This is a genomic window from Microbacterium resistens, from assembly GCF_031456305.1.
GTDB classification, from domain to species: domain Bacteria; phylum Actinomycetota; class Actinomycetes; order Actinomycetales; family Microbacteriaceae; genus Microbacterium; species Microbacterium resistens_A.
Genome location: NZ_JAVDUM010000010.1, coordinates 25,198 through 48,694, shown reverse-complemented (window position 1 = coordinate 48,694; position 23,497 = coordinate 25,198). Strand labels below are relative to the sequence as shown.

Annotated in this window: 22 protein-coding genes and 1 pseudogene; 7 read left to right on the top strand and 16 right to left on the bottom strand. The window is 71.5% G+C overall.

Annotated features, from left to right (window positions below):
* Positions 1 to 35: 35 nt before the first annotated feature.
* From J2Y69_RS11825 to J2Y69_RS11810, 4 genes are all read right to left on the bottom strand, one after another.
* Positions 36 to 425 carry a hypothetical protein gene (locus J2Y69_RS11825; RefSeq protein WP_310020914.1) on the bottom strand — a complete coding sequence of 130 codons (390 nt, stop codon included), beginning with the start codon at positions 423 to 425 and terminating at the stop codon, positions 36 to 38.
* A 52-nt stretch (positions 426 to 477) separates the two neighbouring features.
* A complete protein-coding gene (locus J2Y69_RS11820) occupies positions 478 to 978 on the bottom strand; it encodes a flavin reductase family protein (RefSeq protein WP_310020911.1) in 501 nt (166 codons plus the stop codon).
* A gap of 161 nt (positions 979 to 1,139) precedes the next feature.
* Entirely contained in the window at positions 1,140 to 2,930 is a 1,791-nt protein-coding gene (locus J2Y69_RS11815) for an ABC transporter ATP-binding protein (protein ID WP_310020907.1), read from the bottom strand.
* Positions 2,927 to 4,570 carry an ABC transporter ATP-binding protein gene (locus J2Y69_RS11810; RefSeq protein ID WP_310020904.1) on the bottom strand — a complete coding sequence of 548 codons (1,644 nt, stop codon included), beginning with the start codon at positions 4,568 to 4,570 and terminating at the stop codon, positions 2,927 to 2,929. The genes J2Y69_RS11815 and J2Y69_RS11810 overlap by 4 nt, the downstream gene beginning before the upstream one ends.
* Before the next feature lie 151 nt (positions 4,571 to 4,721).
* On the opposite strand from J2Y69_RS11810, the gene J2Y69_RS11805 reads away from it, so the two are divergent.
* The 6 genes from J2Y69_RS11805 to J2Y69_RS11780 all read left to right on the top strand — a co-directional run bounded on the left by J2Y69_RS11805 (position 4,722) and on the right by J2Y69_RS11780 (position 10,668).
* Complete coding sequence (locus J2Y69_RS11805) at positions 4,722 to 5,534, top strand: helix-turn-helix transcriptional regulator (RefSeq protein ID WP_310021152.1); 813 nt, start codon at positions 4,722 to 4,724, stop codon at positions 5,532 to 5,534.
* Between the two features lie 114 nt (positions 5,535 to 5,648).
* Positions 5,649 to 6,710, top strand: coding sequence for an iron-siderophore ABC transporter substrate-binding protein (locus tag J2Y69_RS11800; RefSeq protein WP_310020901.1), 1,062 nt, complete (start codon positions 5,649 to 5,651; stop codon positions 6,708 to 6,710).
* Positions 6,711 to 6,721: 11 nt separating this feature from the next.
* Positions 6,722 to 7,636, top strand: coding sequence for a siderophore-interacting protein (locus J2Y69_RS11795; protein WP_310020899.1), 915 nt, complete (start codon positions 6,722 to 6,724; stop codon positions 7,634 to 7,636).
* Positions 7,633 to 8,706: a FecCD family ABC transporter permease gene (locus tag J2Y69_RS11790; protein ID WP_310020897.1), complete on the top strand. Its 1,074-nt coding sequence runs from the start codon at positions 7,633 to 7,635 to the stop codon at positions 8,704 to 8,706. Before J2Y69_RS11795 ends, J2Y69_RS11790 begins: the two co-directional genes overlap by 4 nt.
* Positions 8,703 to 9,791: a FecCD family ABC transporter permease gene (locus J2Y69_RS11785; RefSeq protein WP_310020894.1), complete on the top strand. Its 1,089-nt coding sequence runs from the start codon at positions 8,703 to 8,705 to the stop codon at positions 9,789 to 9,791. The genes J2Y69_RS11790 and J2Y69_RS11785 overlap by 4 nt, the downstream gene beginning before the upstream one ends.
* Positions 9,792 to 9,837: 46 nt before the next feature.
* A complete protein-coding gene (locus J2Y69_RS11780; RefSeq protein ID WP_310020891.1) occupies positions 9,838 to 10,668 on the top strand; it encodes an ABC transporter ATP-binding protein in 831 nt (276 codons plus the stop codon).
* 203 nt (positions 10,669 to 10,871) lie between these two features.
* Here J2Y69_RS11780 and J2Y69_RS11775 read toward each other — a convergent pair whose 3' ends face one another.
* A complete protein-coding gene (locus J2Y69_RS11775) occupies positions 10,872 to 12,293 on the bottom strand; it encodes an MFS transporter (RefSeq protein ID WP_310020889.1) in 1,422 nt (473 codons plus the stop codon).
* A gap of 83 nt (positions 12,294 to 12,376) precedes the next feature.
* Here J2Y69_RS11775 and J2Y69_RS11770 point away from each other — a divergent pair, with 83 nt between their 5' ends.
* On the top strand, positions 12,377 to 13,027 hold the full coding sequence (locus tag J2Y69_RS11770) for a TetR/AcrR family transcriptional regulator (RefSeq protein WP_310020887.1): 651 nt from the start codon (positions 12,377 to 12,379) through the stop codon (positions 13,025 to 13,027).
* A gap of 220 nt (positions 13,028 to 13,247) precedes the next feature.
* Here J2Y69_RS11770 and pucL read toward each other — a convergent pair whose 3' ends face one another.
* The 11 genes and pseudogenes from pucL to J2Y69_RS11715 all read right to left on the bottom strand — a co-directional run bounded on the left by pucL (position 13,248) and on the right by J2Y69_RS11715 (position 23,476).
* Positions 13,248 to 14,195 carry a factor-independent urate hydroxylase gene (gene pucL, locus J2Y69_RS11765; RefSeq protein ID WP_310020884.1) on the bottom strand — a complete coding sequence of 316 codons (948 nt, stop codon included), beginning with the start codon at positions 14,193 to 14,195 and terminating at the stop codon, positions 13,248 to 13,250.
* 6 nt (positions 14,196 to 14,201) lie between these two features.
* Positions 14,202 to 14,543 (bottom strand): hydroxyisourate hydrolase, encoded by a 342-nt coding sequence (gene uraH, locus J2Y69_RS11760; RefSeq protein ID WP_310020881.1) that lies wholly within the window; start codon positions 14,541 to 14,543, stop codon positions 14,202 to 14,204.
* Positions 14,540 to 15,037: a 2-oxo-4-hydroxy-4-carboxy-5-ureidoimidazoline decarboxylase gene (uraD, locus tag J2Y69_RS11755; protein WP_310020877.1), complete on the bottom strand. Its 498-nt coding sequence runs from the start codon at positions 15,035 to 15,037 to the stop codon at positions 14,540 to 14,542. The genes uraH and uraD overlap by 4 nt, the downstream gene beginning before the upstream one ends.
* 200 nt (positions 15,038 to 15,237) lie before the next feature.
* The gene (gene bcp, locus J2Y69_RS11750) at positions 15,238 to 15,714 is read right to left on the bottom strand and encodes a thioredoxin-dependent thiol peroxidase (protein WP_310020874.1); all 477 of its coding nucleotides are present in this window, start codon (positions 15,712 to 15,714) and stop codon (positions 15,238 to 15,240) included.
* Positions 15,711 to 17,069, bottom strand: a complete 1,359-nt coding sequence (gene allB / locus J2Y69_RS11745) for an allantoinase AllB (protein WP_310021150.1) — start codon at positions 17,067 to 17,069, stop codon at positions 15,711 to 15,713. Before allB ends, bcp begins: the two co-directional genes overlap by 4 nt.
* Before the next feature lie 9 nt (positions 17,070 to 17,078).
* Positions 17,079 to 18,200 (bottom strand): annotated as a pseudogene (locus J2Y69_RS11740) (glycerate kinase); the annotation flags it as partial.
* Between the two features lie 2 nt (positions 18,201 to 18,202).
* Positions 18,203 to 19,984, bottom strand: a complete 1,782-nt coding sequence (gene gcl / locus J2Y69_RS11735) for a glyoxylate carboligase (RefSeq protein WP_310020872.1) — start codon at positions 19,982 to 19,984, stop codon at positions 18,203 to 18,205.
* Between the two features lie 23 nt (positions 19,985 to 20,007).
* Positions 20,008 to 20,886 (bottom strand): 2-hydroxy-3-oxopropionate reductase, encoded by an 879-nt coding sequence (locus J2Y69_RS11730; protein WP_310020869.1) that lies wholly within the window; start codon positions 20,884 to 20,886, stop codon positions 20,008 to 20,010.
* A 70-nt stretch (positions 20,887 to 20,956) separates the two neighbouring features.
* Positions 20,957 to 21,763: a hydroxypyruvate isomerase family protein gene (locus tag J2Y69_RS11725; protein ID WP_310020866.1), complete on the bottom strand. Its 807-nt coding sequence runs from the start codon at positions 21,761 to 21,763 to the stop codon at positions 20,957 to 20,959.
* 187 nt (positions 21,764 to 21,950) lie between these two features.
* The gene (locus tag J2Y69_RS11720) at positions 21,951 to 22,598 is read right to left on the bottom strand and encodes an MIP/aquaporin family protein (protein WP_310020864.1); all 648 of its coding nucleotides are present in this window, start codon (positions 22,596 to 22,598) and stop codon (positions 21,951 to 21,953) included.
* Positions 22,599 to 22,639: 41 nt separating this feature from the next.
* Entirely contained in the window at positions 22,640 to 23,476 is an 837-nt protein-coding gene (locus J2Y69_RS11715; protein ID WP_310020861.1) for a bifunctional allantoicase/(S)-ureidoglycine aminohydrolase, read from the bottom strand.
* Positions 23,477 to 23,497 lie beyond the last annotated feature (21 nt).

Here is a 23,497-nt window from a genome sequence, read left to right as displayed (position 1 = left end):
CCGCACCACGGTGCCCGTTCACCAGAAGCGCCCGTTCACCAGAAGCGCTCGGGCTCCTCCCGCGGCGGCCGGTCGCCGCCGCCCCACAGCGCGGCCTGCGCCCCGGCGGACGCTGCGGCCTGCTCCGCCCCGGACAACGCCACAGCCGCCCCTCCCGGGGAAGCGCCGACGGGCTCTCCGAACGGCAGGAGCACCAGCTCGGTGGATGCCGACCCGCCGCCCTCACCGCGGATCGTGCACGCGATCACCCTCGCCTGCCCCGACGGAAGGAGATCCATCAGCGCAGCACCGACCTCGTAGCGGACGCCCGTGTCGACGTCACGGAGCACCGGTCGCCCGTGGGATGCGTCCTCCCGCTCGACCTCGACGACCTTCCCGAGGGCGAGCGGCGCCGGAAAAGGGAGGACGAGGGTGACGGTCATCATGGTTCCACCCTCGCTCAGGTCGACAGCCGGGGCAAGCCCTTTGACGGTCTGCTCAGCGGACGGGGACAGCCAGTCTGTCGTAGTGGCGGTCGTGGTAGAGCAGCGGATCGCCCTCGACGCCGGGGAGAACCTCGACGACGTCCGCGAGGACCAGGGCGGATCCCCCGACCGAGAGGGTCTCGCGGATCGTGCACCGCAGGGCGACCCGTGCCGACGGCAGATACGGCTCACCGGTGGCGAGCGTCTGCCATCCCTGCTCCGACGTGAACCGCGGCTGCCCCGATCGGGCGAAGGCGTCGGCGATCCCCTCCTGTCCGACGAGGAGGAAGTGGACGACCATGCTCGGCGCGCCGAGGATCCCTCCGGCGCTTCCGGTGGCCTTCGTGACGGAGAAGACGAGGACGGCGGGATCGGCGCTGACCGAGGCGACGCTGGAGAGGGTGAGCCCCACCGGGCCTTCCGCCGTGCTCGCCGTGACCAGAGAGACACCGGCCGGATGACTCCGGAAGGCGTCCTTGAACTCGTCCGCGATCTCGGGGGTCGTGCCGGTCATCGTGCCTCTCATCCGGGCGCCGTCGAGCGGGCGCCCTGTCCTCCACGTTAAGAGTTCAACCGTGGTTGAGGACAAATCCTTCCCTCTCTCATGACCGCGTGTGACCCCGTGTGACCCCCGCATGTCCACATGTGCTCTCGGAGCCTCACGCACGGCCGACATCAGCATCGGGACCCGTCGACCCCGTCATGCCCGTCCCGGCTCCCGGCCCCATCCCCGTCGTCCCCATCCCGTGCCCCGTCGCCCCCGCTCGCGGCCCACAGGCGCGCGAACACTCCACCGGGACGACGGATGAGGTCTTCCCTCTTCCCCTTCTCCACGATCGCACCGCGCTCGAAGACCGCGACGGCGTCCGCGGAGCGAGTCTGGCCGAGGCGGTGCGCGACGACGATCGCGGTCCTCCCCCGGGCGACGGCGGCGAGCGCGTCGTCGAGCTCGCCGCCATGTCCGCCCTGGGCGCTCGCCTCGTCCAGCACCACCACGGGAGGATCGGCGAGGAGCACCCGCGCGAGGGCGATCTGCTGGGCGCGGAGGAGATCGGTCTCCCCGCCGACCCTCCGATCAAGACCTCCGACGGCCCAGGTCGCCCCCACCGCGACGAGCGAGTCCGTCATCTCCCGGTGTGTCGCGTCCGGCCGCCCCAGGAGCAGGTTGTCCGCGAGCGTGCCGTCGAAGAGCCGAACCTCCTGCGTCACCAGCTGCACGGCCGGGCGTCCTCGATACCGTGCGCGTCCGGCAGGAACCCCGCCGATGAGGACATCGCCTCGTCGTGGAACGTGGATGCCGGCGACGATCCGCGCAAGGGTCGACTTGCCCGACCCCGAGGCGCCGACCAGGACGGTGGCCGTCCCCGCCGGCAGCCGGAGGCCGACGCCGTGGAGCGCGTCGGCCTCCGCGGCGGGGTAGCGGTAGGAGACGCCCTGGATGCGCACCTCGGCATCGCGGATCTCCTCGGCGTCCTCGCCCCGGGCACGCCCTGCCCCGGCGAGCCCGACCAGCCGCTCCAGCCCCGCCTGCGCACGCTGGAGATCGTCGAGGCTGCCAAGGAGCGCACCGATCGGCCCGAACAGTCGATGGAAGAACAGCGCGGCCGCGGTCACGGCTCCGACCGTGAGGATGCCGGCGTCCACTCTGAGGAAGCCGACAGCGAGGATGCCGGCGAGCCCCGCGAACTCGGCGAGGTTGAGCCCGCCGTTGAACCCGTTGCGCACCCTGGCCGCGTCCCGCTGGGTCTCCACGGCGATGAGGCTGAGCTCGGCGATGCGGGAGAGCCGCTCGCCCTGGACGCCATAGGCACGGACGGTGCGCGCGCCGTCCACCGTCTCGATAACGGACTGGCCGCGTGCGGCCTCCTCCCGCCGCAATCGGGTGTACAGCGGGCGAGAGCGCCGGAGGAAGCGCATCGTGACGAGGACCTGGATGGGAACGGCGGCGGATGCGGCGAGCGCCAGCCAGGGGTCGAGCGCCGCGAGTCCGACCGCCGTGAGGACGATCGTGAACGTGGCCTGGACGAAGCGGGGAAGGACCCCGGAGACGGCCTCGGTCACGGCCTCGACGTCCCCGGTGACGCGGGAGACGACGTCCGCGCTCCCCGCCCCCTCGACCACGACGGGATCGAGGGAGACCGCTGCAGCGAACACATCCTCGCGAAGCTCGGCGAGCGCGTCCTGCAGGACCCGCACCAGCAGTCGGCCACCCGTCCAGAGGAGGAACGCGGAGAGGAGCCCGGACGCGAGGATGACCGCGCAGATCGCGACCAGCGATCTGAGGGGCGCGGCGGCGATCACCGCGTCGACGAGGGCGCCCAGCGCCGGCGGAGCGGCCAGGCCTGCGGCGGTGCCGATCAGGAGGAGGGCCGTCGTCGCGAGGAGGGCGCCGGAGCGGGCGGTGAGAAGACGACGGCAGACGGCCGCCGTGGCACGAGGAGCCGCGACCGGGAGGGAGATGCTCATGCGGCATGCCCCTCCGCCTCGACGGACGGCGCGTCCTGCACGACATGGCACTCCCGGAGCAGTGCCCGGCTGGATGTGACGACGACGATCGTGCGTCCGAGCCCCCGGAGACCGGCGGCGACCCGTGTCTCGGTGACCGGGTCGAGAGCCGTCACCGGCTCTTCGAGGACGACCACCCCTGCCCGCGAGTGCAGCGCCCGGGCGAGCAGCACCCGTTGCCGCTGCCCGCCCGAGAGGCGGCGTCCGCCCTCGCCGATCTCCTGGTCGGGGCCGCCCAGATCCGCGATCACGTCGTCCAGGGCGATCGCCGCGACCACCGCCGTGTCGAGGACTCCGTCCGCCGTGACGTTCTCCCGCAAGGAGCCGGAGAAGAGCGCGGCGTCGTGCGGCGGTGCGCAGATCCGCGCCGCGAACGCGACGGGCCCTGCCGACCGCGCATCGACTCCGCCGACGAGGAGCTCGCCCGGTGCACCGACCTCCCGGAACGACAGCCGCGCGGCGACCCGTCCCGCCTCGCCGGCATCCGCGACCCGCACCCCGACCAGGCGTGCGGGAAGGGCGCGGATCGGGTCCCCGGCCGACGGATGCCAGCTGAGCGGAGCGGGTTCGGGTCCGGGGCCGATGACCGGTGTCGCCGCCGACACCAGATCCGGATGCGTGAAGCCGTCCGCGAGGACGGCGTGCAGGCGACGGGCGGATGCGCGCTTGTGCGCCCAGTTCGCCCCGAACGTGCCGACATGGGCGAGCGACCCCTGGAGGAACTGCGCGAGGCCCACCACCGTGACGAGCTGCCCGACCGTGATGAGCCCCTCGGACGCCATCCCCGCGGCGACGAGCGCCAGGGCCGCGAGATACAGCACCGAGACGCCCGTGCTCACGGCCTGATAGGTGAGCAGCGAGCGGGCCGATCTCACGGCTCCCCGCTTCGACGCCGCGCTCGCCACGCGATAGCGCCGCGCCATCTCGCTCTGCGCGCCCAGCCCGTGCACGATGCGGAGACCAGCCATCGCGTCGGTCGCGACGTCGCTGGCCGCCGCGACCGACTCCTGCTCGGCGAGCCCGAGGCGCTCGATCGGCCGGGCGAGCACATGCATGGTGACGAGGACGGCCACGGCTCCGAGGAGCACGCCCACCCCCAGCGGCACGGAGATAACCAGCAGGGCGATCGCGGCGACGATCACGGCGGCGGCCGTCGCGCCCTGTTCGGCGATGCTCCAGACGATCCCGGCGACCCGATACGCGTCGCTGGTCGCCACCGAGAGCACCTCGCCCGTGCCCCGCCGACCCGTCGATCCGCGCGGGTGCAGCACCCGGCCGACGGCGAGCTGGCGCAGATCGTGCTCGGCGAGGCAGTAGGAGCGCACGATCCCGAGGATCGACCGCTGGTAGCTGAGCGAGAGCACGACGAAGACCGCGCCGAGGACGCCGAGCCAGAGCAGCAGCGCCTGCGGATCACCGGGAGCGATGGCCCGGTCGATGACGACGCCGATGAGGATCGGCACCGCGGCCTCACAGGCCTGATGGAGCATGAGGCCGGCGGTCCCGGCAACGAGCAGGGCGCCCCGGCGCCCTCGGAGGAGTGCGAGCCGGAGCACGGCGCCGATGGTGAGCCGGTCGGGACGATCGAGGAGAGTCTGCATCCTGACCGACGGTACGGACGCCGGGGGCTCGGCGGCGGACAATATCTGTCGTCGGGCGGACAGTTCGTCCGCGGACCTCGGCTCATTTCAAGCAAGAGCCTCGCTTCAAGTAAGGTTAGCCTTACCTGATAGGAGAATGCCCGTGTCATCCATGCCTCTCCCGCTCACCGCCGAGGCCCCCCGCCTGGTTCCTCTGCACGGGACGATCGTCCCGGACGGCTATCTGCTCACCACGCGGTTCCTCGCCTCACCCTTCATCGACGAGTACGACGGGTGCCGGCAACGGCCGCATGCGCACCCGGAGCACCTGATCTTCTGGCCGCAACGCGGCAGCGCGTCGGTCGAGATCGACGGTCGGCGCTGGGACCTCTCCCCCGGCCACGGCGTCTGGGTGCCCTCGGGGACGAGCCACACGGTCCAACGCGGGCCGGGGACGACCCTGGCCGCCGTCCACATCCTCGTCGAGGCCTGGCACGGCCCGGCCGGCGGGGTCCGGCCCGTCCTCGTGAACGCGGCGCTGCGTGAGCTCCTGAGCCATCTCGCCTCGACCGACATGCCGAGCGAGAGGAGACTGCGCGCGCAACGGGTCTGCATGGAGCTCGTCGCCGAGGCGAATCGTCCCCGCAGGGTCCCGGACGCCCCTCGGGACCACCGCATCCTCCCGATCGCGGAGGCGATCCTCAGAGACCCCGCCGATGACCGTTCGATCGAGGACTGGGCGGTGCTGACGTCCCAGTCCACCAGGACCATCGCCCGGGCCTTCCGTGCGGACACCGGCCTGACCTTCACCCGCTGGCGGACGGAGGTCAGGATGGCGGCAGCCCTCGATCTCCTGCACACCGGCACACCGGTCGGCGTGGTCGCGCGGCGCGTCGGCTACACGACCCTCAGCGCCTTCAGCGCGGCGTTCCACCGCACCGTGGGCAGACCTCCGCACGTCTTCCTCGGTCGATCAGGCATCTGAGCGACTGGGAGGGCTGTCACCTCGGCGACGGAGGTTGTCGGATCGCGACAACCCGCGCTCCGTAGCGTCGAGGACGGCGACTCCGCCTCCGTGACCGACCAGAGAAAGCACCCCATGCCGCGCATCCTCAGACGCCTCGCCTCCCTCGCCGCGATGACCGCGCTGGCCCTCGCCGCCACCGCATGCGCGGGCGGCGCCCCTGCCTCCTCCGCACCGGTCGCGTCCGCCGCGGACGGCGCCTTCCCCGTCACCGTCTCGCACGTCTACGGGAAGACGACGATCCCGGAGCAGCCGAAGCGGGTGGTCACGATCGGCTGGATGACGCAGGACATCGTGGCAGCGCTGGGAACGGCACCTGTCGGGGTCTCGACGAGCTGGGGCGGCGACGATGAGGGCTTCACCCCCTGGTTCCGGCACCAAGTCGAGGAGGTCCTCCATGCGGACATGCCGACCGTCCTCGCCGAGGGCGAGGAGCCGGACTTCGAGCAGATCCTCTCCCTCGCCCCCGACCTCATCCTCGCCCCGCACTCCGGCGTGACGGAGAGCCAGTACGCGCGTCTGAGCGAGATCGCGCCGACCATCGCCTTCGCCGAGCGGCCGTGGCAGTCCGGCACCTGGCAGGAGCTCACCGACGTCGTCGCCACGGCCCTCGGCACGACGGACCGGGCGGCTGGGCTCATCGCGGACACGCAGAAGGGCATCGACGACGCCGTCGCGGCCCACCCGGGCCTCAAAGGCGCCTCGTTCGTCTACGGCGTGACCCTCTCGGAGGGGGCGACGGAGGTCGGCCTCTACGTCTCCGGTGACCCCCGAGTGCGTTTCCTCCGCGGCTTCGGGCTGGTCGACAGCCCCAGCCTCGAGAGCGCCCTCTCGGGGCTGGGCCCCGAGGACTTCTACGGCGCGGTGAGCCTGGAGAAGCTCGACACGGTCGACGCCGACGTCTTCGTCGCCTGGTCCTCCACCCCCGAGGAGACCAAGGCGACGCTGACGAACCCCCTCTTCTCGCGCTGGAAGCCGATCGCCGAAGGCCGTTCCTACGTCCTGGAGGACGCCACGATGGGCATGGCGACGAACGGCCCGACCCTCCTCAGCATCCCGTGGGCGATCGAGAACGGCTTCGTCGACGACCTCGCACGGGCGATCGACGGTGACGCCGTCGTGCGCCCGAGCCGGTGAGGAGACGGCTCATGACCGCGAAGCGCCTCCCGTACCCCGGCCTCCCCGACGCCTACGATCCCCGGGTCCACCGCGCCGAGGTCGTCGCGGTCCGTCGCGTGAGCGACGGGATGGTGCGGATCGCCCTCGGCGGGCCCGACATGCGCGACTATCCGACGACGGGGATCGGCGACGAGTACGTCCGCCTCTTCTTCCCCGATACCCCTGCGGAGCCGGTCCGGCTCCCCTTCCTCACCGAGAGCGGGTGGGACTATCCGGAGGGCGTCGCCCCCTCGGCGATGCGCACCTACACGATCCGCGCGCATCGGGAGGGCGCCGTCGACATCGACTTCGCCACCCACGAAGGGGGGATCGCCGCGGCCTGGGCGCTCCAGGCCCGTCCGGGGCAGGAGCTCGGGATCAACCCGCCGCGGCCCATCTACGAGCGTCCCGTGTGGGCGACACGGCAGCTGCTGATCGCCGACGAGCCGGCGCTCCCCGCCGCGCTCCGGATCGCCGAGCTCACCGCGGGTCAGGTCGACACGACGATCATCGCCGAGGTGCGCGGACCCGGCCATCAGATGCTCGCGGACGCCGACGGGGTCGACTATGTCTGGCTCCGCGGCACCGGCAACGGCCACGGCCCGAGCGAGCTCCTCCCGGCGCTGCGGCGCACCGGCCTCGACGAGCGCACCTATGTGTGGTTCGGCGGGGAGGCGCGGGTGAACCGTGAGGTGCGCCGCCTGCTCAGGCACGACCGGGCGCTCCCGGCCGGGGCGCAGACGACGCTCGGCTACTGGACGGACCGCTCCGAGGAGTGGGGCGCCCGCTACGAGGCCCTCGGCGAGGACTTCCACGAACGGATCCGCCTGCTCTACGAGAGCGATCGCGACACCGAGGAGGTCGTCGACGAGGTGTTCCGTCTCTACGAGGCCGCGGGACTGTGACGACCGGCACCCTGCCGCCCCCGACGGCCAGGAGCGCCTCGTCCGGCACCGCGCCGACCGGCATCGCCCGGGGGCGGGCGGCGCGGCTCGCCGGCCTCATCGGCTGCATCGCCGTGCTGGCGGTCGTGGTCGTCGCGAGCATCGGTGTGGGCGCGCGCCCGATCGCGCCCTCGACGATCTGGGACGCGGTCTGGGCCTATGACGACGCGGTGGACGAGCACGTCATGATTCTGGACCTCCGGATCCCCCGGACGGTCGTCGGCCTCGTCGTCGGCCCGGCGCTCGGCCTGTGCGGGGCACTGATCCAGGCGTTCACCAGGAACCCCCTCGCCGACCCGGGCATCCTGGGCGTCAACGCCGGTGCGACCTTCGCGGTGACGATCGCCGTCGGAGCGCTCGGGGTCACCGCACCGCTCGGGTACGTCTGGTTCGCGCTCCTCGGGGCCGCCGGCGTCACGGTCCTCGTCGCCGCCCTCGGGTCGATCGGCGGCAACCGCGCGACGCCGGCGAAGATGACCCTCGCCGGCGTCGCGGTCAGCGCCGCTCTCGGCGGGGCGACGACCGCGCTCACGCTCGCGGACCGCAAGGCCTTCGACGACCTCCGCTTCTGGGGCGTGGGATCGATCGGCGGGCGCGACCTCGACCTCGTGCTCGCCTTCGCACCGCTGATCGCCCTCGGCCTGATCCTCGGCCTCGCCTCCGCCCGCCCGCTCAACGCGCTCGCCCTCGGCGAGGAGCTGGGATCGTCGCTCGGGGTGCGGATCCGCGCGACGAGGGTCGTCGTCATCATCGCGGTCACGCTCCTCGCCGGCACCGCCACCGCCCTCGCCGGCCCCATCGCCTTCCTCGGCCTCATGGTGCCGCACGTCGTCCGCTGGTTCGTCGGTCCCGATCAGCGCTGGGTCTTCGCCTACACCCTGGTCGTCGCCCCGGTGATCCTGCTCGTCGCCGACATCCTGGGCCGGATCCTGCTCCCCAGCGGCGAAGTCCGCGTCGGGCTGGTCACCGCGCTCGTCGGAGCGCCCGTCCTCATCCTCCTCGCCCGTCGCAGATCGGTCTCGGGCCTGTGAACGCCACCCCCCGCCCCGCTGCACCGTCCGGACACATCGAACCGTCCGAACGCATCGAGCACGGCTACCGTTCGTTCTCCCTGCGCGTCGGTCGGCTCTCGGCGCTGTTGAGCGTCCGCACCACGATCGTCTGCACGGCCCTCGTGATCGGCATCGTGCTGCTCGCCCTCCTCTCGCTCGGAATGGGCAGCTACGCCCTCGACATCGGGGAGGTCATCGCGACCCTCACCGGCGGAGGCGACGCCCAGGCCCGACTTCTCGTCCTCGGATGGCGGCTCCCCCGGGTGCTGCTGGCGATCGCCTGCGGCGTCGCGCTCGCGGTGTCCGGCGCCGTCTTCCAGTCCCTCACCCGGAACCCGCTCGGCTCCCCGGACATCATCGGATTCTCCGCGGGCTCCTACACGGGGGCGATCGTCGTCATGCTCTGGCTGGGCTCTGCACGCTATCTGGACGTCGCCGCCGGCTCGCTGATCGGCGGATGCGCCACGGCGGCGGTCGTCTATCTGCTCGCCGTCCGCGGCGGCATCCGGCCGTTCCGCCTCATCATCGTCGGGATCGGGATCAGCGCGCTCCTGTCGTCCCTGAACTCGATGCTCATGCTGATGGTGGACGTCGACTCCGCCATGCTCGCCGCCGTCTGGTCCGCAGGTTCGCTCAACGGGCTGGGACACGAGCAGGCCTGGCCGATGATCGCGGTGCTGGTCGTGCTGCTCGCCCTCCTCGTCGGCGTCGCCCCGGGCCTCCGGCAGACCGAGCTGGGGGACGATGCCGCCCTCGCGCTCGGGACCTCTCCCACCCGGGCTCGCACCGCGGCGACGTTCCTCGGCGTCGCGCTGGTCGCGCTCGTCACGGCGGCGGCAGGTCCGATCTCCTTCGTCGCGCTGGCCGCGCCGCAGATCGCTCGGCGACTGGTCCGCGGATCCGGCCTGCTCCTGGTCCCCTCCGCGCTCACGGGGGCGGCGGTGCTCCTCGCCTCCGACATGCTGGCGCAGCGGCTGGCCTTCCCCGTCGGGGTCGTGACCGCCGTCCTCGGCGGCGTCTACCTGGCCTGGCTGCTGGCCTCCGAGTTCCGCAGGCGACGGTGAGCGGATGCCGCACCGACGCACACCCGACCACCCGAGAGGACAAGAGATGACCACGATCTCCGAGGATCCGCGGCTGCTGCCCACCCCGGCGCTCTCCGCCGAGGGCGTACGCGTCGGATACGACGGTCGCGTGATCTGCGACGGGGTCGACCTCCGCATCGAGCCGGGCTCCTACACCGCGATCCTGGGCCCCAACGCCTGCGGCAAGTCGACGCTGCTGCGCGCGATGGCCCGCGTCCTCCCGATCGCCGGCGGGCGCGTCGTGCTGGACGGCGCCGACATCGCCGCCCTGCCCGCGAAGGAGCTCGCCCGACGCCTCGGCCTTCTTCCGCAGACCTCGCTCGCCCCCGAGGGCATCCGTGTGGCCGATCTCGTCGCCCGCGGACGCTACCCGCATCAACGCCTGTTCGACCGGTGGTCGACGCAGGACGAGCGTGCCGTCGCCGACGCGCTCCGCGCGACCGGGACCACCGCACTCTCGGGCCGTCTCGTCGACGAGCTCTCCGGTGGTCAGCGGCAGCGCGCCTGGCTGGCGATGGTCCTCGCCCAGCAGACGCCTCTACTCCTGCTCGACGAGCCGACGACCTTTCTCGACATCGCCCATCAGTACGCCCTGCTGGAGCTGTTCGAGCGGCTCCGCACGGATCACGGACGGACCGTCGTCGTCGTCCTGCACGATCTCAACCAGGCCGCGCGCTACGCCGACCACCTCATCGTCATGAAAGACGGCGCGGTGGTGGTCGCCGGGCCGCCCACCACGGTCATCACGGCCGAGCTGGTCGAGGAGGTCTACGGCCTGCCCTGCCGGGTGGAGCCAGATCCCGAGACCGGGACGCCGATGGTCATCCCCCGGGCCGCTCTCCCCGTGCTCCCCTGATCCGGCCCGTTCCTCCCCGTCCACCCCTCCCGCCGCCCTTGACCGGCCGCTGACCGCGAGACTGCAACTGCGTCTCGAGACTGCGCGATTTCTGCGCAGTCTCGGAACGCAGTTGCAGTCTCGCGGAAGCCGAGAGCCGGAAGCGGGGACAGAGAGCCGGGAGCGGGAAACCGGGAGCGGGGAGTCGAGGGCGGCGCGCCGGCTCATCGACTCGGCGGTACCCGGATCGCACCGCCGAGCAGCGCTCCGGCGACGCAGGCGGCGGCCGCCACCGCGAACAGTAGGACGAACCCCCCTCCCCCCGACGCACCAGCACCGGCACCGGCACCGGCACCGGCACCGGCACCGGCACCAGCGATGAGCAGCATCGTCACGGGGGTTCCGAAGGCCGAGCCGACCGTGCGGAGCACCCCGTTCACGCCGACGGCGGCCGCGATCTCGTCCCGGGGCACCAGACGCGAGACGAGATCGGCAGCGAGCGCGAACCCCAGGCCGTTGCCGAGCCCCACGAGGGAGAAGGACGCGATCACGGCGGGGAGCGAGCCCAGGAGAACAGCCGCGCCAACGCTGCCGATCCCCATGAGCAGCAGCGCGAGGATCGCGACCGTCGCCGGGCGGAATCGGACGAGGAGGACGGGGGCCAGCCGTCCACCCAGGAACACGAGGACCGCGCCGGGCAGCATCGCCAGCCCGGTGCCGGCGACCGTCATGCCGAACCCCGAGGGCTCCGGCCCCTGGAACAGGATCGGCAGGCCGACGTAGAACAGATACGGGATGAACCCGAGCAGCAGGGTCAGCAGGTTGGTGAGGGCGAGGGCGGGCCGCGTCAGGACGCGTACGTCCACGAGCGGCGTGGGGATCCGTCGCTCCACAAGCCACAGGGCGACGAACGCCACGACGGACACGGCGAGCAGTCCGATCAGAGCACCCGCTCCCCAGACACTCCCCTGAGCGACGGCCAGCAGCAGGGCGAGGAGGGCGACGCTGAGCAGCACTGCGCCGACGCCGTCGATGCGCCCGGCTTCCTGCTCCCGCGGATGGGGCGATGCGGGGACGCAGAGCGCGACGAGGACGATGCTCACCACCCCGAGGACCGCGCCGGTGCCGAACAGCCACGGCCAGGACAGCGTCTGCGCGATCACCCCGCCCACCACGAGCGCGACTCCGGCACCGAGGCCGAGGGTCCCGCTGAGCCAGCCCACGGCCGCGGCCTGCGCATCCACGGGGAGATGGCGACGCACGATCGCGAGCGCGAGCGGGAACGACGCGGTCGCCGCCCCCTGCAGCACCCGGCCGAGGAGGAACACCGGATACGACCCGCCGAACGCGCACAGTGCCCCGCCCAGGACGAAGACCATCAACGCACCGAGGAGCACTCGCCGATGACCGCGCCGATCGCCGAGGGCGCCGAGGATCGGGGCGGCGACCGCCCCGCTGAGCAGATAGGAGGTGAGGATCCATCCCCCGCCCGCCGCATCCAGTCCGAGATCGGACACGAGCTCAGGAAGGGCCGGGACGAGGAGCGTCTGCATCAGCGAGAAGGACAGCACGGCGCAGAGCAGCGCGGGGAGCGTTCCGGGACGCGATCGGGCCTCGGCGCGGAGGACGGGCACGGGAGCGGTCATCGTCACCTCATATCTTGATCGGAACGGAATCATCCGTTCCGATCAAGATATCGGCATTCTCCGCACCTCGCTACCCTGAGGTGATGCACAGCGCCCCCGACTCCCCCGCCACCGACCGCGGACGTGCCCGCGAGGCGCGTGCGAACGACAGGGCGGTCCTGGAGGCGGCGCGCGACGTGTTCGCCGCTCAGGGCTTCGACGCGCCGACCGCGGCGATCGCCCGGCGGGCCGGGGTCGGCGTCGCCACGGTCTACCGTCGCTACCGCTCCAAGGACGAGCTCGTGCACGCGCTGCGCCTCCTCGCGCTCGAGGACGTGACGCGGATCGCTCAGGATGTGGCCGCCGAACGCCCGCCCCTCGCGATCGGCCGCTTCCTCGTCCGCCACCTGCAGGAGGCTGCGAGCCCGCTGGCCACCACGTTCGGCCGGCTCCTGCCCTCGTCCCCCGAGATCGAGGCGGCATCCGACCGACTGCGCGACGCGCTCGATCACCTCATCGCCCTCGATCGGGATCGCGACCTGATCCCGGAGGACTACACGGCCGGAGAGGTCATGCTCGCGATCGCCCATCTGCGTCCGCACCTCATGGTTCCTCGCGAGCGCGCGACGGAGCTCCATCTGCGCCAGCTCGACCTGTACCTCGCCGGTCTCCGCGAGGTCGCGCAGGGTCGCGCGAAACAGCGGGGCGCTGCCCTGACCTGGGACGAGTGGGTCAGCTTCAACAGCGCACCCTGATCCTGCCCGCCCTCCTCCTCACCCACCCCTCCGCGAGACGGCAACTGCGTCTCCGGACTGCGCGATTTTCACGCAGTCTCGGGACGCAGTTGCAGTCTCGCGGTCAGCAGCGGCGCAGCCAGGGGCGCACGGGGGCGGGGCGGGGCGCGCACAAGGACGGGCGCCGCGATCACCCCCATGATCGCGACGCCCGCCGGCCCGTGCGGGTCGAGGACCCGTCTCAGCAGAAGGAGGTCGCAGCCTCCCACGCGAGGGGGACCTCGTCCTGGTTCTCCCGCGTCACGGTCGCCTCGATCAGTCCGTAGGAGCGGTCGGAGGCGAAGAAGACCTCGTTCGGGTTGTCGAGCCCGAACGGCGAGAGGTCGACGACGAAGTGGTGCTTGTTCGGCATCGACATCCGGATCTCCGCGATCTCCGGGTGCGCCTCGAGCACGACGCGCCCCATGTCGAAGAGCGTCGTCTGGAGGGCCGCCGAGTACCGCCGGGTGAACTCCTCCAGCAGCAGGGTCTTGACGTCCGCATAGATCGCGGAGAAGTCCAGATCACGGGACGAGGCATCGGGGGCGTACCGCCAGCGCGCCGTCACGTCGGTGGCGAGGATCCGGTCGGTCGTCTCCTTCAGCGACGTGTAGCGGTCCTTCGGGTAGCCGACGAAACCGGACTCCGTCGTCTTCAGCACCGTGAGGCCCTTCAGGCCGGCGATGATGTGGCGGTCCGCGCCGTCGGCGACGACGACCGCGGTCCGCGTCTCCTGCCCGGTGCGGACGAAGGAGTGGTCGTGGCCCTCGCCGTCGACGAGGATCCGCTCCCAGGCGTAGCTCTCCGCGGTCCAGCGTCCGCCCTCGACCCAGTCGAAGGAGCCCGTGAAGTGATCCGCGAGACGCAGCAGGAAGCCCTCGGGGGATCCGATGCCGTCCCGGGCGAACGCGAAGACCGTGTTCTTCTGCGTGTCGGTCGGCACGACGTGCGCGTTGTCGCCGTCGAGGTGGGCGGCGGTGAAGTCCCCCCGCAGCTGGGAGGAGACGTTGAGGTCCTCGATCTCGTGACGGTCGGTGTCGCGCGTGACCTTCACGACGCGGACCTCGGCCTTGCCGTACTGGTTGTGCCCCAGCACGATGCCGCCGGTGGCGGGAGCGGTGGAGTCGGTGGCGGTCAGGATGTCGGTCATTGTTCTCTAGCTTCCTCGGTAGGTCGAATAGGCGAAGGGGCTCAGCAGCAGCGGCACGTGATAATGCCGGGCGTCGTCGATGACGAAGGTGAGCAGCGCTTCCGGATAGAAGGTGGGGATGCCGCGTTCGGCGAAGTACGCCCCCGTGTCGAAACGCAGACGGTAGGTCCCGGCGGGCAGCGCCTCCGGCCCGAGCTGCTTCGCCCGACCGTCCGCGTCCGTCACCGCCTCGGCGATGACCTGCCACTGCTCGCCCTCCTGGGCGAACAGCTGCACCGGGACGCCCGGGGCGGGAAACCCCTGGACGGCGTCGAGGACGTGGGTCGTGATGTGCGAGACGGTCGTCATGCGGTCACGGTTCCTTTCAATCGGAGCAGGGCGATCTCCCGCAGCTGCTCGGCGACGATCCGATCCTCGGCCTCGGCGTCGTTGCGCAGACGCTCCTGCAGGCTCGACAGGATCTCCCGCGCGTCGCGGCCGGCGGCGCGGATCAGGAACACCCGGCCGAAGCGCTGCTCGTAGGCGAGGTTGCCCTCGTTGAGCGCCTCCTGCACGGCCTGATCGGCGGGATCGACCCCCGCCTGCTCCGCCCGGGACATCGCCGCCTCGCGGCTGCTCCCGTCGGCGCGCTCCCCGATCCGCGGATGATGGGCGAGGGCGGCGGCGACCTCGTCCGTCGTGAACGGAGCGGCTGCGCCCGCTGCCTCCGCCGCGAGGGCCTCGATCGTGCCGTATGGTCTGCGGTCCGCGATCTGCTCGCACCACCGCGTCACATCGACGCAGGGGCGGAGCGCGGCGATGGCGCCGTCGCGATCCGCGCTGTTGAACTCCTCAAGCAACATTGCTTGATCTTCCTTTTCGTTCTGCTGGCATCCACGGTGTAGGAACACGAGATCATTGATTTCGTATCGTGGAACTGTTATTTCAGCATGCGACAATTCTAACCCGGGATTCGCGATCGGACAAGGCCTCCCGCCCGATTCGTCCCGGATGCGGAGAACCCCGCCCCGGACAGACCGGGACGGGGTTCCGCAGGACGCCGTCAGGCGCCCAGCGCCTCGCGGAGACGGGCGACGTGGCCATGGGGATCGACGTTGTACTCCACCGAGAGCACGCGTCCTTCGGCATCCACCACGACCGTGGAGCGGATCAGGCCGTCGAAGGTCCGTCCGTTCACGGTCTTCTGCCCCCAGGCGCCCCACGCGCGGGCAACCTCCGCCGACTCATCGGAGAGGAGCGTGAAGGGCAGCTGCTCGGCAGCGGCGAACTCGGCGAGCTTCGACACCGGATCCGGCGAGATCCCGAGCACCGCGTACCCGGCGCCCTGGAACGAGGCGAGGTTGTCTCGGAAGTCGCAGGCCTCGGTGGTGCAGCCCGGTGTGAAGGCGGCCGGGTAGAAGTAGACGATGACCGGGGTGCCGCGCAGCTCGGACAGCGAGCGCGGTGCGCCGGAGGCATCGGTGAGGGTGAAGTCGGGGGCGGGACGACCCGCCTCCAGCTCCTCGGACGAGTTGATCATGCCGTTTCTCCGTTCTCGTTCTGTCCGCGGCGCAGCAGCCTGCCGCGGGGATGGTCCTGATCCACGGGCGAGCCCGCGAGGTAGGTCGCATGGACGACCCCGGTGAGCTCGCGTCCGTCGTACGGGGTGATCGGGTGGCGGTGTGCGAGGCTCCTCGCGTCCACGACGAAGGACTCCTCCGGCGCGAAGACCGCGAAGTCCGCCGCATTCCCCACGGCGATCGACCCCTTGCCCTCGAGTCCCGCCCGCGCCGCCGGCTTCTCCGACATCAGCGCCACGACCCGCTCCAGCGGGATGCCGCGGCGCCTGGCCTCCGACCAGATCAGCGGGAGCCCCAGCTGAAGGGAGGAGATGCCGCCCCATGCCGCCGCGAAGTCGCCGTCTCCGGCGTACTTCAGCTCCGGCGTCGATGGCGAGTGGTCCGAGACGATGAAGTCGATCGTCCCGTCCGCGATCCCGCGCCACAGGGCGTCCCTGTTGCCCTCCTCGCGGATCGGCGGACAGCACTTGAAAGCGGTGGCGCCGGACGGGATGTCCTCCGCCGCGATGGCGAGGTAGTGCGGGCAGGTCTCGACCGTGAGATCGACGCCGTCCGCCTTCGCCGCGGCGATCCGCGCCAGCGAGTCGCTGTTGGAGAGGTGCAGGACGTGTGCGCGCACTCCCGTGTCCGCGGCGCCCTGGATCACCTCGGCGATCGCCGCGTCCTCGGCGGAGCGCGGACGGGAGGCCAGGAAGTCGGCGTACTCGTGGCTCGCCTCGTGGACGGAGTCCTCGATGATGCGGGCGTCCTCCGCATGGACGATGAGGAGGGAGCCGAGCTCCGCGAGCGTCGACATCGCCGTCCGCATCTCCGCGACCGAGACATCGGGGAACTCGTCCACGCCCGAGGGCAGCAGGAAGCACTTGAAGCCGTAGACGCCCGCGGCGTGCAGGGGCGCGAGATCGGCGTCGTTGCCGGGGATCACGCCTCCCCAGAAGCCGACGTCGACGAAGACGCGTCCTTCGGCGGTGGCGCGCTTGACCTCCAGCGCCTCGACGGAGACCGTCGGCGGGATGCTGTTGAGCGGCATGTCGACGATCGTGGTGACCCCGCCGGCGGCGGCGGCCCTGGTCGCGGACTCGAAGCCCTCCCACTCTGTGCGTCCCGGCTCGTTGACATGCACGTGGGTGTCGACGAGGCCGGGGAGGAGCACCTCGTCCTCGGAGAGGAGCACCAGGTCGTCGCCCGCGAGGTCGGCGCCCTCCGGCGCCACGCGGGCGATGCGTCCCGCACGCACGCCGATCTCCGCGGAGGCGATCACGCCGTCCACCAGTGCCCGCCCCCGCAGCACGAGGTCGTAGCGCTGCGGTCCGATCGATCGGACGAGGTCCTCGGAGAGCCGCTCCAGCAGCTCTCCCGCATCGGCCATGCTGCGCGCCGCGTCCGGCTCGATCTCCGACAGGGCCCGGACGCCGGAGAACCCGGCGTCCGCGATCTCTGCCGCGCTCAGCGTCGTCCTGCCGCAGACGCCGAAGACGGGGATGCCGGCAGCGGCGGCGGCCCGGGCGACGCCGATCGGTGCCTTGCCCATGAGGCTCTGCGCGTCCAGACTCCCCTCGCCGGTGATGACGGCGTCCGCCCCGAGGAGGCGTCCGCGAAGGTCGACGAGGTCCAGGATCACATCGATCCCCGCACGCCGCTCGGCGCCGAGGACGATGGCGGCGAAGCCGACGCCGCCCGCAGCGCCCGCTCCGGGACGGAGCGCGGCGTCGCCCGCGGGGACCGCGAGCGTGACGCCTGCCGGGTCCGCCGCGCCGAGCACCTCGACCAGCCGTCCGAGGGCGGCGTCGAGGATCGTCACGTCCTCCTCCGTCGCGCCCTTCTGCGGTCCGAAGACCGCGGCGGCACCGGAGGATCCGAGCAGGGGGTTGTCCACATCGCTCGCGAGGACGATCGTCGCGTCGGCGAGACGGGCGTCGAGCCCGTCGAGGTCCACGCTCGCGAGTCGGGCCAGTGCCGCGCCGCCGAGCGGGAGCTCCTGACCGTCATCGCCCAGGAGACGCACGCCGAGTCCTTGCAGGAGGCCTGCCCCGCCGTCGGTGGAGGCGCTGCCGCCGATCCCGAGCACGATGCGACGGCAGCCGGCATCGAGTGCCGCGCGAACGAGGAGGCCCGTGCCCAGGCTGGTCGCTCCCCCGGCGTCCTTGCGCCCTTCGGGCACGAGGTCCAGACCCGAGGCCCTGGCCATCTCGATCACCGCCTCGTCGCCGCGGACGGCGAAGTCCGCGTCGACGGGCGCGCCGACGGGGCCGGGCACGCGCACCGAACGGCGCTCGTACCCGGCCGCGAGCGCAGCGTCCAGGGTCCCCTCGCCTCCGTCGGCGACGGGCACCTGGACGACCTCGACGGACGGGTCCGCCCGGCGGGCTCCCGCGGCGACCCTCCGGGCCACCTCGGGAGCCGTCAGCGACCCCTTGAACTTGTCCGGGGCGATGACCAGCCGCATGGTCAGACCTGCACGAGCGACAGGATCGCGGTGGGCGCGTCGTCCGCCGAGAGGGCCAGGTCCTCGAACTCGTTCACCGCGTCCAGCTCGGCGCCCATGGCGATGTTGGTCACACGCTCGAGGATGACCTCGACCACGACCGGGACGCTGAACTCCGCCATCAGGTCCTGCGCACGGGCGAACGCCGCTCCCAGATCCTCCGGCCGCTCGACGCGGACCGCCTTGCAGCCGAGCCCCTCGGCGACCTTGACGTGGTCCACGCCGTAGCCCTGGGTCTCCGGGGAGTTGATGTTGTCGAAGGCGAGGGACACGTGGTAGTCCATCTCGAAGCCGCGCTGTGCCTGGCGGATGAGGCCGAGGTAGCTGTTGTTGACGACGACGTGGATGTACGGGAGCTGGTGCTGCGCACCGACCGCGAGCTCCTCGATCATGAACTGGAAGTCGTAGTCCCCGGACAGCGCGACCACCGTCTGGTCGGGCTTGCCGCGGACGACCCCGAGCGCCGCGGGGCCCGTCCAGCCGAGAGGGCCCGCCTGCGCGGCGTTGATCCACCGGCGCGGACCGAAGACGTGCAGCAGCTGCGCTCCCGCGATCTGGGACAGGCCGATCGTGGTGACGTAGGTCACGTCCCGCCCGAAGGCGCGGTTCATCTCCTCGTACACCCGCTGCGGCTTGATCGGCACGTTGTCGAAGTGCGTCTTGCGCTGCAGCGTGGCCTTGCGCTCGCGCACCTCCGCCGCCCAGCCCGAGTAGTCCGGGAGGGTCCCCGCATCGCGGCGCTCCTTCGCCACCTCGAGGAAGGCGTCGATCGCGGCGCCCGCATCGGAGACGATCCCGAGGTCCGGTGCGAACACGCGGCCGATCTGGGTCGGCTCGATGTCGACGTGGACGAACGTACGGCCCTCGGTGTACTTCTCCACGCTGCCCGTGTGCCGGTTGGCCCAGCGGTTCCCGATGCCCAGCACGAAGTCGCTCGCCAGGAGCGTCTGGTTGCCGTAGCGGTGGCCCGTCTGGATGCCCACCATGCCCGCGTTGAGCTCGTGGTCGTCGGCGATCGTCCCCCAGCCCATCAGGGTCGGGACCACCGGGACGCCGAGGATCTCGGCGAGCTCGACGAGCCGCTCGGAGGCGCCGGCGTTGATGACCCCGCCGCCCGAGATCAGCAGCGGCCGCTCGGAGGCGACGAGCATGTCGATCGCCTTCTCCGCCTGGAAGCGGCTGGCCGCGGGACGCGTGACGACGAGCGGCTCGTAGGCGTCGATGTCGAACTCGATCTCGGCCAGCTGCACATCGATCGGGAGGTCGATCAGGACCGGGCCCGGCCGCCCCTCGCGCATCAGGTGGAACGCCTTCTGGAAGGCGCCCGGCACCTGCGCGGGCTCCATCACGGTCATCGCCATCTTGGTCAACGGGCGGGCGATGGTCTCGATGTCGACCGCCTGGAAGTCCTCCTTGTGCAGCTTCGCCACCGGTGCCTGCCCGGTGATGCAGAGGATCGGGAGGGAGTCGGCCCACGCGGCGTAGAGGCCGGTGATCATGTCGGTGCCCGCAGGCCCCGAGGTCCCGATGCAGATGCCGATGTTGCCGTCGGCGGCCCTGGTGTAGCCGTCAGCCATGTGCGAGGCGCCCTCGACGTGCCTGGCCAGGGTGTGCCGGACGCCGCCGTTGGCGCGCATCGCGGAGTAGAAGGGGTTGATCGCCGCCCCGGGAAGGCCGAACGCCTCGGTGGCGCCCTCCTTCACCAGGATGGCCACGGCGGCATCCACCGCGCGCATACGTGTCATGGGAGTTTCTCCTGCAGATCGGGTCAGCTGCGGCCGGCGAGGCCGGCGGTCAGCTTGAAGAGTCCGGAATGGTCGAGCCCGCCGTCGCCCTGCTGCACGGTCGCGCCAACGAGCTGGGCCACGTGGGCGCCGAGCGGGATGGTGATCCCGGCCTGGCGCGCGGCGGCGGTGATGATGCCCATGTCCTTGTTGTGCAGGGCGAGGCGGAAGCCGGGGGCGAAGTCGCGGTCCAGCATCTTCTGCCCCTTCTGGTCGAGGACCTTGGATCCGGCGAGCCCGCCGCCGAGCACCTTGAGCGCCGCGTCCGTGTCCACGCCGAACGCCTCGAGGAAGATGATCGCCTCGGCGAGCGCCTGGATGTTCACCGCGACGATGAGCTGGTTCGCGGCCTTCACGGTCTGGCCGGCCCCTGCGGGACCCACGTGGACGATGGTCTTCCCGACCGACTCGAGGATCGGCAGCGCCGCCGCGAAGTCCTCGGACGTGCCGCCGACCATGATCGACAGCGCGGCGTCGATCGCGCCCTGCTCGCCACCGGACACCGGCGCGTCGACGGCGCGGAGGCCCGCGGCGACCGCCTCGTCGGCGAGCTCCTTGGCGACGTCGGGGCGGATGCTGGACGCGTCGATCCACAGCGCGCCCTTCCGGGCGTTGGCGATGATGCCGCCCTCGCCCTGCGCCGCCGCGGCGACGTCCGGCGAGTCGGGGACCATGGTGATGACGACGTCGGCGTCCTTGACCGCGTCGGCGATGTCGGCGGCACCCAGGCCGCCGGCGGCGACGAGCTCTTCGATGCGGTCGGGCGTGAGGTTGTAGCCCGTGACCGAGTGACCGGCCTTCAGGAGGTTCTTCGCCATGGGCAGACCCATGATTCCGAGGCCGATGACAGCGATGTTGGTCATGATGTTCCTTCGTTGGTTGCGTGTCCGACGTGACGCGGGAGGGCGTCACGGAGAGGGTGAGGCGATGCGCTCAGCGGGTTCCGCCGACGGATCCCTCGGCGGCCCAGTCGAACGCGGTCTCGATCGGCGCCTTGTACTCGAGGCCGACGGGACCGGCGTAGCCGAGCTCTCGGCTGCGGGCGATCCATGCGGCAAGGGGCAGGTCCCCGGTCCCCGGCGCTCCGCGGCCCGGGGCGTCGGCGATCTGGATGTGGCCGAACGAGGCCGCGTGGGCCTCGATCACGGCCGGGACGTCGTCCCCGTTGACGGCGAGGTGGTAGAAGTCGGCCAGGAGCGCGAGGTTCGCCGTCCCGGTCTCGGTCCGCACCCGGTCGATGACCGAGAGCGCGTCCGCGGCGGTCCGCAGCGGGTAGCGCTCGGCTCCGCTCACGGGCTCCACCAGCACGGTGCCGCCGATCGGGGCGACGGCGGCAGCGGCCGCGGCGAGGTTCTCCACGGCGACCGCGTCCTGGGTCTCGGGGGCGATCCCGTCGATCCGGTTGCCGTACAGCGCGTTGAACCCCTTCGTGCCGAGGGCGTCGCCGATCGCCGCGACGACCGCGAGGTTGTCGCGGAACTCCGCGGCCCTCGCGGGCCACGAGACCAGTCCGCGGTCACCGCCCGGCATGTCCCCCGCGTGGAAGTTCAGACCGCTGAGCCGGACGCCCGCATCGCGGATGGCCGCGATGAAGGCGTCGACATCGCTGTCCAGGGGCACGGAGGTCGAGAAGGGCCACCAGAACTCGACCGCGTCGAATCCCGCGGCCTTGGCCGCTGCGGGGCGCTCCAGGAGCGGCAGCTCGGTGAGGAGGATGGAGCAGTTCACCGTGTACGTCATCGTTTGGCTCGCTTTCCACTGATCCGAAATTTCGCTATTCGGAAAAGAAGTTCTACTAGATGAAAGTCTAGGTGATGCATCGAGGATGCGTCAACCATCCATCGACGCGGGGATGTCGAGCCGCAGACGCGGAAACGCCCCGCGCCCGAGGGGCACGAGGCGTTTCCGATCGAGGTGCGACTGCCGGCTACTCCGCGCCGGCGGTGCGCACGTCGTCGCTGTTGAGCACGCGGAAGGCGACGGCGGCGAGCGCCGCGCCCACCACCGGCGCCAGCACGTACAGCCACAGGGAGCTCCAGGCGAACTGGCCGCTGATCGCGAGGCCCAGGGCGACGGCCGGGTTGAAGCCGCCGCCGGAGATGCTGCCGACGGTGGTCGCGCCGACGAAGACCGTGGCACCGATCGCGAGCCCGTAGAAGGAGTTGTTCGGGTGGTCCTTCGAGGTCGCGACGTTCAGCACGACCCACACCAGCACGAACGTGAACAGCGCTTCGACGAGGAACGCCGGTCCCGCCTCGATCGAGACCGAGGCCTCCGCACGGGGCCAGAGCACCAGGCTGAGGAGGGCTGCGAGCGCGCCGCCGACGAACTGGGCCACGACGTAGACGATGAGGCCGGTCGCGCTGATCGCGCCACGGAGGAAGACGCCGACGGACACGGCGGGGTTCAGGTGGGCTCCGGAGATGTGCCCCGTGGCGTAGACGAGAACCATCAGCGCAAGACCGATCGCGAGGGGCGTCAGGGCGCTGCCACTGTTGACGGCCGCGATGATGCTGAACACGAAGAGGAAGGTGGCGAGCGTCTCGGCGAGCGCGCCGCGCAGGGTGGAGGTCATCGGTTGCTTTCTGTGTATGGGCGGGGCCGCCGGTGGACCGGTCAGCCCCAGGGACGGGGGTCGCCGCCGCGGGTCAGACGGATCTGGCGGTTCACGTCTTTATACAGCAGATATCGGAATGGACCGGGACCCCCGGCGTAACAGGCCTGCGGGCAGAACGCGCGCAGATGCATGAAGTCGCCGGCCTCGACCTCGACCCAGTCGTCGTTCAGCCGGTAGACCGCCTTGCCCTCCAGCACGAACAGGCCGTGCTCCATGACGTGCGTCTCGGCGAACGGGATGGACCCACCCGGCTGGAAGGTCACGATGTTGACGTGCATGTCGTGGGCGAGGTCGTCCGGATCGACGAAGCGGGTCGTGGACCACGCCCCGTCGGTGTCCGGCATCGGACGCGGCTCGACCTCCTGGTCGCTGGTCACGAACGACGTCGCACGGTATCCGTCCAGCGGCTCATAGGCCTTGCGGACCCAGTGGAAGCTCGTGGCCTCTCCGCCCTCGTTCGCCAACGACCAGACGGAGTCCGTCGCGAGGTAGGCGTATCCACCGGGGGCCAGGACGTGCCGCTCCCCCTCCAGGATGAGGGTCAGCTCGCCCGCGGTCACGAACACGACCCCCTCGACGCCCGCCTCGGACTCCGGCCGCTCGGCGCCGCCGCCGGGCTGGATCTCCACGATGAGCTGCGAGAAGGTCGTCGCGAAGCCGGCGATCGGCCGTGCGATGATCCACGCGCGCGTTCCCGTGAACCCGGGCAGGTTGCTGGTCACGATGTCGCGCAGCACGCCCTTCGGGATGACGGTATACGCCTCTTTGACGATGGCGCGGTCGGTGAGCAGCTCGTTCTGCCCCGGCAGCCCGCCGGTCGGGGTGTAGTAGCCCATGGGGTCTCCTTGTCGTTCTCG

Coding starts and splice junctions, on each gene's coding strand:
- J2Y69_RS11825 (WP_310020914.1), bottom strand. CDS start 425: ATGATGACCGTCACCCTCGTCCTCCCTTTTCCGGCGCCGCTCGCCCTC.
- J2Y69_RS11820 (WP_310020911.1), bottom strand. CDS start 978: ATGACCGGCACGACCCCCGAGATCGCGGACGAGTTCAAGGACGCCTTC.
- J2Y69_RS11815 (WP_310020907.1), bottom strand. CDS start 2,930: ATGAGCATCTCCCTCCCGGTCGCGGCTCCTCGTGCCACGGCGGCCGTC.
- J2Y69_RS11810 (WP_310020904.1), bottom strand. CDS start 4,570: ATGCAGACTCTCCTCGATCGTCCCGACCGGCTCACCATCGGCGCCGTG.
- J2Y69_RS11805 (WP_310021152.1), top strand. CDS start 4,722: ATGCCTCTCCCGCTCACCGCCGAGGCCCCCCGCCTGGTTCCTCTGCAC.
- J2Y69_RS11800 (WP_310020901.1), top strand. CDS start 5,649: ATGCCGCGCATCCTCAGACGCCTCGCCTCCCTCGCCGCGATGACCGCG.
- J2Y69_RS11795 (WP_310020899.1), top strand. CDS start 6,722: ATGACCGCGAAGCGCCTCCCGTACCCCGGCCTCCCCGACGCCTACGAT.
- J2Y69_RS11780 (WP_310020891.1), top strand. CDS start 9,838: ATGACCACGATCTCCGAGGATCCGCGGCTGCTGCCCACCCCGGCGCTC.
- J2Y69_RS11775 (WP_310020889.1), bottom strand. CDS start 12,293: ATGACCGCTCCCGTGCCCGTCCTCCGCGCCGAGGCCCGATCGCGTCCC.
- J2Y69_RS11770 (WP_310020887.1), top strand. CDS start 12,377: ATGCACAGCGCCCCCGACTCCCCCGCCACCGACCGCGGACGTGCCCGC.
- pucL (WP_310020884.1), bottom strand. CDS start 14,195: ATGACCGACATCCTGACCGCCACCGACTCCACCGCTCCCGCCACCGGC.
- uraH (WP_310020881.1), bottom strand. CDS start 14,543: ATGACGACCGTCTCGCACATCACGACCCACGTCCTCGACGCCGTCCAG.
- uraD (WP_310020877.1), bottom strand. CDS start 15,037: ATGTTGCTTGAGGAGTTCAACAGCGCGGATCGCGACGGCGCCATCGCC.
- bcp (WP_310020874.1), bottom strand. CDS start 15,714: ATGATCAACTCGTCCGAGGAGCTGGAGGCGGGTCGTCCCGCCCCCGAC.
- gcl (WP_310020872.1), bottom strand. CDS start 19,984: ATGACACGTATGCGCGCGGTGGATGCCGCCGTGGCCATCCTGGTGAAG.
- J2Y69_RS11730 (WP_310020869.1), bottom strand. CDS start 20,886: ATGACCAACATCGCTGTCATCGGCCTCGGAATCATGGGTCTGCCCATG.
- J2Y69_RS11725 (WP_310020866.1), bottom strand. CDS start 21,763: ATGACGTACACGGTGAACTGCTCCATCCTCCTCACCGAGCTGCCGCTC.
- J2Y69_RS11720 (WP_310020864.1), bottom strand. CDS start 22,598: ATGACCTCCACCCTGCGCGGCGCGCTCGCCGAGACGCTCGCCACCTTC.
- J2Y69_RS11715 (WP_310020861.1), bottom strand. CDS start 23,476: ATGGGCTACTACACCCCGACCGGCGGGCTGCCGGGGCAGAACGAGCTG.